Below are 13717 nucleotides of genomic sequence, written 5' to 3' on the forward strand. Positions count from 1 at the left end.
GCTAAGTTACCTGACTATTTGGAACGATCCTTTTACCTGAGTTTAAAGAATTTCAACCATTGTCTTCCATTTATTTCAACGGACAGATTATTCCCGCAGATCAACCGGTTATTCACGCTGATAACCGAAGCTACCGCTATGGAGACGGATTTTTTGAAACAATGCGTTTGATTGATGGCCGGATCCCATTGATCGATTATCACTTGCGGCGGATCAGGCAGAGCGTGAAGTTGCTGAATTATCTTCCCCTGGAAGATCTGCTTGCGAAGGTTGAGACGATCATAGGTGAACTAGCCGCCCGCAATAATTGCTCAGGCTCTGCCAGGATCCGGTTATCGTTTTCCAATGGTCGCGGTTCTCTATACGAACCGACTGGTATTCCGGATTGCCTGATCGAAGCCACGCCCCTTGCCCGCCCTGAGGCGGCACTAACGTCCAAAGGACTCCTGCTGGGCATCTGCTCTCTGATCAGGAAAAGCTGCGACGCTTTTGCTAATCTGAAATCCGCCAGCTACCTGGCTTCGAGCGTGGCTGCAGGTTTTGCCCGGGAACACAACTGGGATGATGCCCTGATCATTAATCAATATGATCGTATTGCCGAATCAACCGTGTCTAATATTTTCTGGGTGAAGAACGAAACCCTGCATACACCGTCGCTTTCTGAAGGCTGCGTTGCGGGCGTGATGCGATCTTTTCTGATGGAAAACCTAAGGCAACAAAACGGGGTAAATTCCGGGATCCGTCTGATTGAAACCACTTGCACAGAGAACCAACTGCTGGAAGCAGACGAAATTTTTCTTACAAATGCCCTGACAGGGCTCAGGTGGGTAGAACGTTTCGGCGCCAGGCAGTACACAAACACTATTGCGGGGAAAATCTGGAAGGAACTTGTTTACCCCAACTGGATCGATGTATAAACTTTCCTCAATGTTTCAACGGCACTAAGGCCGGCAGCCCCAAGATCCAGGCTGTAGTCGTTTACATAAAGCTCAATATGCTTCCGCATAACATCTTCGCTCATTGTCTGGGCATTGGATGATACAAAGCCGGAAATCTCAGGGTAACTCGCAAACGACTGTTCCAGACTCTGGCGTATTTCGTGGTTTACCTGCTCGTAGATTTCTTTGCCCAGACTTTTTCTGATGACAATTCCACCCAATGGAATGGGCATTTCCATCTTCTCCTCCCAGTATTCACCCAGATCCTGCACTTTGTGAAGCCCTTTTCCCTGGTAGGTAAACCGGTTTTCGTGGATGATAACGCCCAGGTCTGCCTCGCCATTGACCAGTGCATCCTCAATCTCATGGAAAACCATGAATTTCTTATTCCTGGCTGAGGGGTAGGCGAAACTAAACAGCAAGTGCGCCGTTGTATGAACGCCCGGCAACAGCACGGTTGCCTCGCGGATCTCCTCCTCAGAAAACTGGCGATCTTCACGGGATATAAGCAGCGGCCCTACGCCTCTGCCCAGTGCGCTGCCGGAAGTCAGCAGATCATAAGTTTCCGAAGCCTGAAAAAAAGCAGGGAAACTAAGCTTAGTGATATCCAGTTTGCCCTGTAATGCCCATTGGTTCAGCGTTTCAACATCTTCCAGCACGGGTTCAAAACGCAACCCTGTGTTACCAGTTTGGCCATTCACAAGGGCATCGAAAATGAACGTGTCGTTCGGACACGGTGAAAATCCTATGGATAATGTCATGAATAAATAGTTTGAATAAGTTGATTGGTCACCAAAGCGAGGTTTTGCACAGCATTTTCGATCTCCCATTTTTCCCTGTCACGTTCGCCCACTATATTGGAAATGCTACGGATCTGTAAAAACGGAATTTGTTCCATCAGCGCTACATAATGAAAGGCGGCTCCCTCCTGTGACTCCACTGAAGCGCCAAGGGCCCCCCGGAAGTGTCGGATATCTTTGGGGCTGGTGGTGATTTCGTTAACCGTAATAGCCTTTACAGTCTCCAAACCAGCCCGGTTAATCAGATCACGGTAGGGATTGACCAGCCATCCTTTCTGAAAAGGCGTCTGGTGGGTCGGGATGAGGCCGAGATCGAAAACAGATCTCCTCTTTTCATTTTCAACGACTCCGAGATCGCCGAAACAATCCATCTCCACAATAACAACAGATGAAATGGGCAATTGTACATCCAGGCTGCCGGCTATCCCAACCTGAACCATCAGATCAGGCCTGTTTTTTGATAGATGCTGCATGATCCGGTACGTTGCCTGCACACCGCCAACACCGGTGATCAGCAGATCCCAGTTTTTGAGTTCCCGGATGGTTTCCTTTACTGGCAAAATTTCCAGTTCAGTCGCTGCGATCAGTAAACCCCTCATAATTAAAGCTGAAGTGGCAAAGGTCGTCAATAAACTGTTAACTTTGTCAGACTTTAAAATCCCTTTATGAAAGTATCTGTTTTCAGGACCGAGCATTTTAATGCGGCGCACCGGTTAGTCAATCCCACTTGGGATCAGGCAAAAAATGAAGAGGTATTTGGCAAATGCGCCCTGCCGAATTTCCACGGCCACAATTATGAAGTGCAGGTGAAAGTAACCGGCGAGGTGGATCCATCCACAGGGTTTGTGATGGATCTAAAGGTGCTGAGTGAATTGATCGTGGCAATGGTGGTTGACAGGTTTGACCATAAAAACCTCAACCTGGATACTGAAGAGTTCCGGGAGCAAAATCCAACTACAGAAAATTTTGTCGTTGTGATTTATAATCTGTTGAGACCCCTGATCGCCGAACACCTGGATATTCAGGTTCGTTTGTATGAAACACCCAGGAATTTTGTGGAATTTCCCACTAACTAAAAAAACGCTAAATCAACAATAAGCAAGTATATGGGCTATAAGAAAAAGGAAATCTATGAAGAACAGCTCACCCAGGATCTGCAGAAACATTACGATGGTATCCTGGAACTCCTGGTAGACAATACAAAAAGTGAAGGACTGATCAAGACGCCCCTGCGTCAGGCAAAAGCTATTCAGTACCTGACCCAGGGATACCAGATGGATGCCCACGAGATCATCAATTCGGCTAAATTTCATGAAAAAGTGAGCGAGATGATTATTGTAAAAGACATTGAATTGTACAGTCTTTGCGAACATCATGTGCTCCCCTTTTTTGGCAAGGCTCATATCGCCTACATACCTAATGGCTGGATCACGGGGCTGAGTAAAATAGCCCGGGTGGTGGACGTTTTTTCACGGAGATTGCAGGTACAGGAACGGCTTACCGTTGAGATCATGGTTGCGATCAAGGAGACCCTGAACCCCCTTGGCGTGGCGGTAGTCATTGAGGCCCAGCATCTGTGCATGATGATGAGGGGTGTTCAAAAACAGAATTCTGTAACCACAACCTCAGCTTTCGATGGTGAATTTCAACAACACTCAACACGCAATGAATTTTTAAAACTGATCAGTGCCGACTTTCATTAAACCCACCCTGGACGAAAGGTACCGATGACCGTATCCAAAATATTTAACATAAAAGCTTAACAGAAATTTGCCGGTCCGACAACACTGAACGACGATCTTGCTTAGCCTTTTCACTGAAACTGCGACAGGCGCGAGGTTTATCGATGGCAAAAAGAGAAAATAAAAAAACAGACACATGAAGCATGCAATTGTATTTCCCGGACAGGGAGCCCAGTTTTCCGGCATGGGCAAAGACCACTACCAAAACAGCGCCTTCGCACAAAAAACTTTCGAGCTGGCCAATGAAATTCTGGGGTTCCGGTTATCGGACATCATGTTCAACGGAACTGATGAGGAATTGAAACAGACCAGGGTGACCCAACCAGCCATTTTTGTCCATTCAGTGATCGCTTTCAGATCCGCGGACAACCTGAAACCGGACATGGTTGCCGGTCATTCACTAGGTGAATTTTCCGCTCTGGTGGCCAATAATTCCCTGAATTTTGAAGACGCCCTGAACCTGGTATCCGTGCGGGCAAATGCCATGCAGAAAGCCTGTGAACTGAATCCATCTACCATGGCGGCCATTATCAACCTATCCGATGAAAAAGTTGAGGAGATCTGCAGATCTGTGCAAGATGAAACCGGGGAGATCGTTGTTCCGGCCAATTATAACTGTCCGGGCCAGTTGGTGATCAGCGGCTCGATAAAAGGTGTCGAAATCGCATGTGAACGGATGAAAGCTGCAGGTGCAAAAAGGGCACTGATTCTTCCTGTAGGCGGCGCTTTTCATTCGCCGTTGATGGAACCTGCCCGCCAGGAGCTGCAGGCTGCTATTGAGAATACGATGTTCCGCGAACCTGCCTGCCCCGTTTACCAGAATGTAGTGGCTAAGGCAGTGATGGACCCCACCGAGATACGGCAAAATCTTATAGCCCAGCTCACCGGAGCCGTAAGGTGGACCCAAAGCGTTCAGGCAATGATCGCCGACGGCGCAGTTAAATTCACCGAGTGCGGTCCGGGTAAAGTTTTGCAGGGGCTGATTATGAAAATAAACAAGGAAATGCAGGTTGAGGGAGTGAGTTAGGCTTAGCTATATACTGGCCCATGCCGTAACTAAAATTCCGGTCTTAAAATATGATAAATAACATATTTGGGCGTTTAATTCGTCATAGACCCCTTCGATGGTATAACATTATATTTGCTGATAAATTAAACACAAACAAAATGGGTGCCGCTTCCATCATTATTCTTTCAATAGCCGCGGTTTCATTTTCGGTTATTGCCTTGCTAATTTCCAGATTTGTTTTAAAGGCGGGGACTAATGAACAAAAGGGAGAACCTTATGAATGTGGTATTCCCACCCATGGTCCCAGTTGGATACAGTTTAATGTGGGATACTATCTGTTTGCACTCATCTTTTTGATTTTTGATGTGGAACTCATCTTCCTCTTCCCCTGGGCAGTGGTTGTAAAGAGCGTGGGATGGTTGGCCCTGGCAGAGGTTTTGATTTTTCTATTTATATTATTTGTAGGATTTTTATACGCCCATAGAAAAGGGGCACTTAAATGGCAGTAAGGGATCTGCACTTGTAAAAGATCGTCTCATAATAGTCCCGGATTGTTAAAAATCTGATCTGTTATCAGACTGAATCGGTATCAATCCTGGTTCATACCGGTTGGCATGATAAACCCTCTTGAAAAAATGAGCGAAGAACAAACACAACCCACCACGCAAGTTTTTCCCGGAAAAATTATCCAGGGCCCCGGAACCACAGTATCCACGGGTGTTCTGGACGATGTCATTAACTGGGCAAGAAGCAATTCGCTGTGGCCGCTCACCTTCGGAACCAGTTGCTGCGCTATCGAATTTATGAGCGTGAACTCAGCAAAGTATGACTGGAGCCGGTTTGGATTTGAAGTGGTCAGGGCCACCCCGCGTCAGGCAGACGTAATCATTATCGCCGGGACTATTGTCAATAAAATGGCGCCGGTTTTGAAGAGGCTTTACGACCAGATGGCGGAGCCTAAGTACGTGGTGGCAATGGGAGCCTGTGCGATCAGCGGAGGACCTTTTTTTTATAATACCTATTCCGTGGTGAAGGGTGCCGATCATGTGATACCGGTAGATGTGTATATCCCCGGTTGTCCGCCCCGGCCCGAGGCGCTGATACATGCACTGATCACATTGCAAAAAAAGATCAGGAGCGGACTGACCAGAGAACAGATCAAGAAGGATATGACCGGAGCGGTATAGTGGTTCTGGTTGAGAAGAACCCTGCCTGGAAACGATTTCTAAACGCTGGCCGGCTGCGGCGGAAGTCATTTTAGAAATAATTGGAAGAATAAAATACGTTCTGCAAGATATGACCAAAGAAGAACTTAAAATAAGCTTATCTGAGACCTTTCCGCAGGCGACATTTGACGAAAGCGGGCAGTGGCTGAATATGACGGTTCCTGCCGATTCCTGGCTGGAGACGGCCCGGTCACTGAGAAGCTATAAAGACTTCCCCTTTGATTACATGTTTTGCCTTACCTGTGTGGACTGGAAAACAAAACTCACGATGGTTTACCACCTGAGCGCTACCAGTACCCGCGATACAGTCGTGGTGAAAGTTGATCTGGACAGAACGGATCCGAATATTGAATCTGTGGCCCAAATCTGGCTGACCGCGGATTTTCTTGAGAGGGAAGTGTATGAAATGTTTGGTGTGAATTTCCTGAACCATCCCGATCTGCGTTTACTGATACTGCCTGATGGCTGGGAGGGCAGAAATCCGCTCAGGAAAGATTTCGAGGATCCGGTGAATATGATAAAATTGTAATAAAAGGAATGTACCGTCAATCTGAAATATTAGAAAATGCAGGGCACGATGGTTATATGGTGATCAACGTAGGTCCCCAGCACCCTTCAACCCATGGTGTGTTGCATTTTGTGATTACCCTCAACGGTGAAACGATCGTGAAGCTGGAGCCTCACCTCGGCTATATTCACCGCTCCATTGAAAAAATGTGCGAGAGTCTCAATTACCGGCAATTTGTGTACGTCACGAGCCGGATGGATTATTTGTCGTCACATATAAATAATCACGCCTGTTGCCTGGCTGTGGAGCAGGGATTACAGCTTGAGATTCCCGGGCGGGCAGAAGTAATCCGCGTATTGATGGATGAACTGACCAGGCTGGCCTCCCATCAACTGTGGTGGGGAAGTATGGCCATGGATATCGGTGCGCTGACGCCTTTCTTCCACGCGTTTCGCGAAAGGGAAATGATCACCGAAATTTTTGAAGATACCTGCGGAGCCCGTCTGACCATGAACTACATCTGCCCGGGTGGCGTAATGGTGGATCTGCATCCCGATTTTCAAAAGAAAGTCAAGGCGTTTATTAAGCAATTCAAAGAAAAGCTTCCGGAATACGATGAACTGGTTACGGGTAATATCATCTTTCAAAATCGCACCAAAGGTATCGGCATCCTATCGAAGGAAGATGCGATCTCCTATGGTTGCAGCGGCCCCACTGCCCGTGCCAGCGGCGTAAGCTGCGATATCAGAAAATTATATCCTTACAGCATTTATAATAAACTGGATTTTGAGGAAGTCACCGATCATGGATGTGATTCCTGGGCCCGGTATGTAGTCCGTATGGAAGAGATGAGACAATCGCTTTCTATTGTGGAACAACTCATTGATAATATCCCCGAAGGTGAAATTCAGGCGAAAACTAAAGCCGTTCTCAAACTGCCGAAAGGTGAGTATTACAGCCGCGTTGAAACGGCGAGGGGTGAACTGGGCGTTTATATTGTAAGCGAAGGTGGCACCACCCCTTACAGGATCAAGTTCCGATCCCCCGGATTCAGTAACCTGAGTGCGATGGAATCGATGGTTAAGGGTGGAAAAATAGGAGACTTTGTGGCGGTGATGGGGTCGGTTGACCTGGTCATCCCGGATATTGACAGATAGGTTAGACATTCATTCGACGAGGGCGAGGCCTGGTGGAGAATGAAGTCATGATATTATAAATATAAATATTCATCGTTTCCCTGCAGTGTTACAGCCCGGGGCTGATAAGCAGGATGACCCGAAATAGGCTTATGTGGAACTTAGAAAACATAACAAACACGGTAGATAGCTGGCTAATTGCGCAGTTTGGGCAGACTACAGCCTTTCTGGTTGAAGCAGTCATCATCATGGTACTGGTTATCGGTCTATTTGCTATGCTGGGATTGGTACTGGTGCTCATGGAGCGAAAAGTGGCGTCCTTCATGCAAATCCGTCTGGGACCCAACCGGGTAGGACCGCATGGGATGTTTCAGACTGTTGCGGATACCCTGAAGCTGATCGTGAAGGAAGGCTTTACACCGAACAATGTGGACAAGTTTCTCTTTAACCTGGCCCCCTTCATCGTAATGATAACAGCGATGGTGGTAATGGCACCGCTGGCATTCGCCAAAGGATTTCAGATCTGGGATATCAATATCGGTATCTTCTTCATCACGGCGGTTTCTTCGGTAAGCGTGATCGGCATTCTGATGGCGGGTTGGAGCAGTAACAATAAATATTCTCTGCTTGGTGCAATGCGCAGTGGCGCGCAGATCGTCAGCTATGAACTGAGCGCGGGCCTGTCAATCCTCGTCATCGTGATGCTTTCAGGAAGCCTCCGCATTTCAGATATCATCGAAGCGCAGTCAAACGGATGGTGGATCTTTAAGGGACATATCCCCGTTATCATCGCTTTTGTGATCTATATCATTGCAGCGACCGCTGAAACAAACCGTGCACCTTTTGATATGGCTGAAGCGGAAAGCGAGCTGACAGCAGGCTTTCATACTGAGTATTCCGGAATGAAATTCGCCCTGTTTTTCCTGGCGGAATATGTAAACCTGTTTATCGTGAGCGCCGTGGGCGCCACCCTGTTCCTGGGCGGATGGATGCCCCTGCATTTCGGACAAAACACAGCATTTAACCATATCATGGATTATATTCCGGGGATCGTATGGTTTTTCGGAAAGTCTTTTTTGATCATTTTCGTGATCATGTGGTTCAGGTGGACTTTCCCCCGGCTGCGGATCGATCAGCTACTGAACCTGGAATGGAAGTACCTGTTGCCTATTTCCCTGGTAAATCTGCTACTGGCGACCATTATCGCCATTTCAGGCTGGCATTTTTAGGACAGGCTATGGATATATATTATGAAATTATGTTTTTTGAAATTATTCATCTAAAATACAATCCGGCAGTTTACGAACAGTAAATGAAAAGGAGATTCGGCCTATGTTTTTAGTCGATTACATAAAAGAAGTTTGGGGAGCCATCAGATCATTAGGTATCGGAATGCGTCGTACCTTTTGGTATTTCAGGCATCCCAAAGAGATCATCACCCAGCAATATCCCGATAACCGTGATACGCTGGTACTGGCAGAGCGCTTCAGGGGAGAAGTGGTGATGCCCCATGATGAAAACAATGAACATGCCTGCACGGGTTGTACGGCCTGCGAACTGGCCTGCCCCAACGGCACCATCAAGATCGTAACCAAATTTGATCTGACCCCGGAGGGCAAAAGGAAGAAGGCGATCGATCAATTTGTGTACCACCTGGAGATGTGCACGATGTGTAATCTGTGCGTGGAAGCTTGCCCGAGCGATGCGATCATCATGTCGAATGAATTTGAACATAGTGTGTTTGACCGGAGCAAGCTGACCAAGATCCTGAATAAACCTGGATCTAAGGTTAGGGCGGGTATTGAATAGAAGTGATATCGCTACCCCGCCTTAGGGGCGAAGAAAGAAACCCGAAGGTGACAAAAAGAGGTAGCGGTAAGAGTAAATAATGTAAGACCAGAAGTATGACGAATGTTTAAGACTGAATTAAAATAATTATAAAAACTTATATAAATTGACTGGCTACCAAATTATGTTCTATCTCGTGGCTGCATTTATCCTGATCACGGGTTTGCTTTCCGTGACTTCCAAAAAGGTATTCAGGTCGGCCATTTTCCTTCTATTTTCCCTGCTGGGAATTTCGGGCCTTTATTTCTGGATGGAAATGGAATTTATCGCCGCTGTGCAGATTTCAGTTTACGTTGGCGGGATCGTGGTGCTGATTATCTTTTCCATCTTCCTGACGGAACAGGCAGGTAAAGAAACGAAGCACGCGCCGGCCGTGCGAACCGTATCGGCAATACTGGCCGCTGTTTTTGGAATCATCCAGACCGGACTGATCATTTACAGGTTTCAGTTCAGCAAATCAGATGCACCGCTCGATTTTTCAGTCACCAGAATCGGAGAGGCTATGCTAAACTTTGGTTCAGATGGCTTCTCTCTGCCTTTTGAAGCAGTGAGTATTTTACTGCTCGCGGCGATGGTGGGTTGTATTGTCGTGGCGATGAAATCCAACATCATTATCCGGAAACAAGACTCAAACCGTACAAATTCAATTTAAGGAGACAAATCATGATCCCCATATCACATATTTTAATCCTGAGCACGACCTTGTTCTTTATTGGCATGTATGGTTTCCTGACCAGGAAAAACCTGATAACAATGCTGATGGCCATCGAACTGATGCTCAACAGCGTGAACATCAATTTCGTTGCTTTTAACAAATATCTCTATCCCGGCAGACTGGACGGCGTATTTTTCACCATATTCATCATCGCTATTGCTGCGGCAGAAGCGGCCGTAGCCATTTCTATTATCATTAATTTATATCGCACCCACAAATCAATCGACGTGGATGCAGCGAGTGAACTTAAATACTGATCGGTTGACAGGTTTAGAGAACAGTTTATAACAAAGGAGAATTTGAATTTATGAACGGATACAACTACATATACTGGATACCCCTCCTCCCCTTTCTGGGGTTTGTGTTGCTGGGCCTGTTCGGAAGAAAATACTTTGCGAAGTCGGCCGGCCTGATTGGCACCACCCTCCTTCTGTTATCGGCAGCGCTTTCCCTGTACACAGCCTATCAATATTTTTTCACCAATGGGTTACAAAATGGCGTTTATCCGAAAGTAGAGCTTTTCAAATTCACCTGGCTGGTGTTCTCTCCCGGGGTCTCCATAGACATGGGTTTCCTGTTGGATCCTATTTCTGTGATGATGATAGTGGTTGTGAGTTTCGTTTCTCTGATGGTACATATTTTCAGCCTGGGGTATATGAAAGGCGAGGAGCGGTTCCCCACCTATTTCGCTTTTCTGGGATTATTCACTTTTTCGATGCTGGGGCTGGTACTCTCCTCCAACCTGTTCCAGATCTATATGTTCTGGGAGCTGGTTGGTATATCTTCTTATTCGCTGATAGGTTTCTATTTCCAAAGACCATCAGCGGTTGCGGCTTCGAAAAAGGCTTTTATTGTCACACGCTTTGCCGATTTGGGTTTTCTCATTGGCATCCTGATCCTGTCTTACTATGGCAAGAGTCTGGATTTCGGCACGATCATTCATGCCCTTTCCACCCAGCAAACACCAGAATTTATGGCCGCCACTTCAGCGGGATTCCTGGGAATATCAGCACTTACCTGGGGAATGATCCTGGTGTTCATGGGCGGCGCGGGAAAAAGCGCTATGTTCCCCCTGCACGTTTGGCTACCGGATGCTATGGAAGGCCCTACGCCGGTTTCTGCCCTGATCCATGCTGCCACCATGGTTGTAGCCGGCGTTTACCTCGTGGCGAGATTATTCCCGCTGTTTTCAATTAACGGCGCATCTCTGTCTGTGGTGCTTGTCGTGGGATTGGTTTCTGCGCTGTTCGCAGCAATCATTGCCTGCACACAGACCGATATTAAAAGAGTGCTGGCCTACTCAACGATGAGCCAGATCGGATTTATGATGTTCGCACTCGGAGTGAGCGGTCCGCAGGGAGAGGGTGGGCTGGGATATACAGCGTCTATGTTCCATCTGTTCACACACGCTTTCTTTAAATCATTACTTTTCCTTTGCGCAGGAGCGGTGATTCATCTGGTGCATAGCAACGAAATGAAGGATATGGGCGGGTTAAAAAAATTTATGCCCCTTACCCATATAGCTTTCCTGGTAGCCTGTTTGGCCATCGCCGGAATACCACCCTTTGCCGGTTTCTTTAGCAAAGAACAGATATTGCTGGCTACCTGGCATAAAAGCCCGTGGATATATGCTATCGCTTTGCTGACTTCGGGCCTGACCGCCTTTTATATGTTCAGGTTGTACTTCTCTATTTTCTGGAGAAAAGAAAATTCGCAAGCCAGTCGCCTGGCATCCCATCCAACTGAAGCCAGCCCATCCATGAAACTGGCGCTTGTCATACTTACGCTTTGCACTTTGGGCGTGGGATTTATACCTTCCGGCCAGTTTATCACCCCGGATGGTAAGCCACTGGAAACGCCCTTCCACGTTAGTTTCTCGATATTACCTGTATTGGTGGGCGTTGCCGGTATCCTGGTGGCCATGTGGATGTATCGTAAGGAAAACGGGCTTGAAGATAAAATGGCTAAGGCGATGAACGGACTTTATCTCCTCGCTAAGAATAAGTTTTATATGGACGAGCTTTATCTGTTCGTTACAAAAAAGATCATATTCAAATATATAGGCCGTCCTTCTGCATGGTTCGATAAAAAGGCAGTGGATGGCGCCGTCAATGGAATTGCACAGGGCACCCTGGAAGTCTCCAAATCTATTAAGGGAATGCAGAGTGGTAAGATACAACGGTATGCGATGTATTTCTTCGGAGGCGTCGCTGTGCTCTTGATATTGTTCCTGTACGTTTGGAATACACCCTGAACCGGAAATACTTTCCGTTGAGGAAAGGTTTAGGCGGGATCGAAAAATAAATTTTTAATGATCAGCATTGGGTTTTGATGGATACACGTACATCTCAACGCTTTAACTGATCAGGATTAGAATTACAGACTATGAATTTGTCATTATTAATTATCGTACCACTGGCAACCACGCTGCTGCTTTTGTTTGTAAAGGGGCCGAAGCAAGTGCGGACCCTTTCATTGCTGTCTGCATCGTTGCAATTTCTGCTTTCACTGGTACTTACGTTTCAGTTCCTCGCGGAAAGATCAAAAAATGCCGCGGCATTTTTGTTTGAACAGGACTACCAATGGTTCTCCCATCCCAATATTCATTACCACATCGGCGTAGATGGCATATCGGTAGCCATGATCGCAATGACCGCCTTCGTGGTTCTCGCAGGCGTCCTGGTGTCCTGGAATATGGAAAAGCTCAGCAAAGAATTTTTCTTTCTCCTGGTCTTTCTCAGTCTTGGCGCTTATGGTTTTTTTATCTCACTCGATCTGTTCACGATGTTTTTCTTCCTGGAAATGGCAGTCATCCCAAAATTTCTGCTGATCGGAATCTGGGGAAGCGGCAAAAAAGAGTACAGCGCCATGAAGCTGGTACTGATGCTGATGGCCGGGTCGGGTCTGGTTTTCGTGGGTTTTGCGGGATTATACCTCAACAGCAGTGCCGGTGGCAATCTTAGTTTTGATATGCTCCGGATCGCGGGGCAGCATATCTCTCCCGAACTGCAGAAACTTTTCTTCCCGTTCGTGTTCATTGGATTCGGAATTTTTACGGCATTGTTCCCCTTCCATACCTGGGTGCCTGATGGTCACTCTTCTGCGCCAACGGCGGCTTCCATGTTCCTGGCAGGCATCTCCATGAAACTGGGCGGATATGGATGCCTGAGAGCTGCGACTTATCTGATGCCCGAAGGAGCACAATTTTATTCGAATGCCATTATTGTGCTGGCCTGCGTCGCTATTCTATACGGAGCATTCGTTACAATGATGCAGACAGATCTGAAGTATATTAATGCGTATTCCTCCGTGAGCCACTGCGGATTTATTCTTCTGGGTATTGGTATGTTAACCAAAACATCACTGAATGGTGCGGTCCTTCAGATGGTGAGCCACGGCTTAATGACGGCCCTCTTCTTCGCTGTAATTGGTATGATCTACGAACGGACTCATACCAGAGAGGTAGCTAAAATGGGGGGGTTGTTAAAAATCACGCCATTTATTTCTTCGGCCTTTGTAATCGTGGGTTTGTGCTCATTGGGTCTGCCGGGACTGAGCGGATTTGTTGCGGAAATGACAGTATTCATGGGCGGTTGGCAAAGAGCGGGTGCTTTTTACCAGGGCGCCACGATCGTCGCCTGTGCATCCATTGTGGTGACGGCGGTATATATTTTAAGAGTGATCGGTTCGGTGATCCTTGGGCCCCTGAAATCAAAGGGACAGACCGCAATAGCTTTCAGCGATGCCCGCTGGAATGAACGGCTCGCCACTTACCTGCTGATGGCTGGGATCCTG

Annotated in this window: 15 protein-coding genes and 1 pseudogene; 14 read left to right on the forward strand and 2 right to left on the reverse strand. The window is 47.2% G+C overall.

Translation table 11 applies throughout. The annotated features are described in order from the left end of the window. Nucleotides 1-59: 59 nt before the first annotated feature. Complete coding sequence (locus AC3WS5_RS10495; RefSeq protein ID WP_492467325.1) at nucleotides 60-917, forward strand: aminotransferase class IV; 858 nt, start codon at nucleotides 60-62, stop codon at nucleotides 915-917. Here AC3WS5_RS10495 and AC3WS5_RS10500 read toward each other — a convergent pair. Beyond that, on the reverse strand, nucleotides 893-1699 hold the full coding sequence (locus AC3WS5_RS10500; RefSeq protein ID WP_492467326.1) for a 1,4-dihydroxy-6-naphtoate synthase: 807 nt from the start codon (nucleotides 1697-1699) through the stop codon (nucleotides 893-895). The two genes, AC3WS5_RS10495 and AC3WS5_RS10500, sit on opposite strands and share 25 nt — an antisense overlap. Further along, on the reverse strand, nucleotides 1696-2337 hold the full coding sequence (gene mqnB, locus AC3WS5_RS10505; protein ID WP_492467327.1) for a futalosine hydrolase: 642 nt from the start codon (nucleotides 2335-2337) through the stop codon (nucleotides 1696-1698). Before mqnB ends, AC3WS5_RS10500 begins: the two co-directional genes overlap by 4 nt. 66 nt (nucleotides 2338-2403) lie before the next feature. On the opposite strand from mqnB, the gene AC3WS5_RS10510 reads away from it, so the two are divergent. The 13 genes and pseudogenes from AC3WS5_RS10510 to AC3WS5_RS10570 all read left to right on the forward strand — a co-directional run. Continuing rightward, nucleotides 2404-2814 carry a 6-pyruvoyl trahydropterin synthase family protein gene (locus tag AC3WS5_RS10510; RefSeq protein ID WP_492467328.1) on the forward strand — a complete coding sequence of 137 codons (411 nt, stop codon included), beginning with the start codon at nucleotides 2404-2406 and terminating at the stop codon, nucleotides 2812-2814. Nucleotides 2815-2844: 30 nt separating this feature from the next. After that, nucleotides 2845-3441, forward strand: coding sequence for a GTP cyclohydrolase I FolE (gene folE, locus AC3WS5_RS10515; RefSeq protein WP_492467329.1), 597 nt, complete (start codon nucleotides 2845-2847; stop codon nucleotides 3439-3441). A gap of 175 nt (nucleotides 3442-3616) precedes the next feature. Then, complete coding sequence (gene fabD, locus AC3WS5_RS10520; RefSeq protein ID WP_492467330.1) at nucleotides 3617-4507, forward strand: ACP S-malonyltransferase; 891 nt, start codon at nucleotides 3617-3619, stop codon at nucleotides 4505-4507. 140 nt (nucleotides 4508-4647) lie between these two features. Beyond that, the gene (locus tag AC3WS5_RS10525) at nucleotides 4648-4998 is read left to right on the forward strand and encodes an NADH-quinone oxidoreductase subunit A (protein WP_492467331.1); all 351 of its coding nucleotides are present in this window, start codon (nucleotides 4648-4650) and stop codon (nucleotides 4996-4998) included. 126 nt (nucleotides 4999-5124) lie between these two features. Then, the gene (locus AC3WS5_RS10530; RefSeq protein WP_492467332.1) at nucleotides 5125-5676 is read left to right on the forward strand and encodes an NADH-quinone oxidoreductase subunit B; all 552 of its coding nucleotides are present in this window, start codon (nucleotides 5125-5127) and stop codon (nucleotides 5674-5676) included. Between the two features lie 109 nt (nucleotides 5677-5785). Then, nucleotides 5786-6244, forward strand: a complete 459-nt coding sequence (locus tag AC3WS5_RS10535) for an NADH-quinone oxidoreductase subunit C (protein WP_492467333.1) — start codon at nucleotides 5786-5788, stop codon at nucleotides 6242-6244. 8 nt (nucleotides 6245-6252) lie between these two features. Next, entirely contained in the window at nucleotides 6253-7380 is a 1128-nt protein-coding gene (locus AC3WS5_RS10540) for an NADH-quinone oxidoreductase subunit D (RefSeq protein ID WP_492467334.1), read from the forward strand. Between the two features lie 131 nt (nucleotides 7381-7511). Further along, entirely contained in the window at nucleotides 7512-8588 is a 1077-nt protein-coding gene (gene nuoH, locus AC3WS5_RS10545; protein WP_492467335.1) for an NADH-quinone oxidoreductase subunit NuoH, read from the forward strand. A gap of 103 nt (nucleotides 8589-8691) precedes the next feature. Beyond that, nucleotides 8692-9168 (forward strand): 4Fe-4S binding protein, encoded by a 477-nt coding sequence (locus AC3WS5_RS10550; RefSeq protein ID WP_492467336.1) that lies wholly within the window; start codon nucleotides 8692-8694, stop codon nucleotides 9166-9168. 163 nt (nucleotides 9169-9331) lie between these two features. Then, complete coding sequence (locus AC3WS5_RS10555; RefSeq protein WP_492467337.1) at nucleotides 9332-9859, forward strand: NADH-quinone oxidoreductase subunit J family protein; 528 nt, start codon at nucleotides 9332-9334, stop codon at nucleotides 9857-9859. An 11-nt stretch (nucleotides 9860-9870) separates the two neighbouring features. Next, entirely contained in the window at nucleotides 9871-10179 is a 309-nt protein-coding gene (gene nuoK / locus AC3WS5_RS10560) for an NADH-quinone oxidoreductase subunit NuoK (RefSeq protein ID WP_492467338.1), read from the forward strand. Nucleotides 10180-10229: 50 nt separating this feature from the next. After that, nucleotides 10230-12176, forward strand: coding sequence for an NADH-quinone oxidoreductase subunit L (gene nuoL / locus AC3WS5_RS10565; protein ID WP_492467339.1), 1947 nt, complete (start codon nucleotides 10230-10232; stop codon nucleotides 12174-12176). A gap of 131 nt (nucleotides 12177-12307) precedes the next feature. After that, a pseudogene (locus AC3WS5_RS10570) lies at nucleotides 12308-13696 on the forward strand (complex I subunit 4 family protein); the annotation flags it as partial. Nucleotides 13697-13717 lie beyond the last annotated feature (21 nt).

The organism is Niabella sp. CPT15-335-S11, assembly GCF_058792415.1.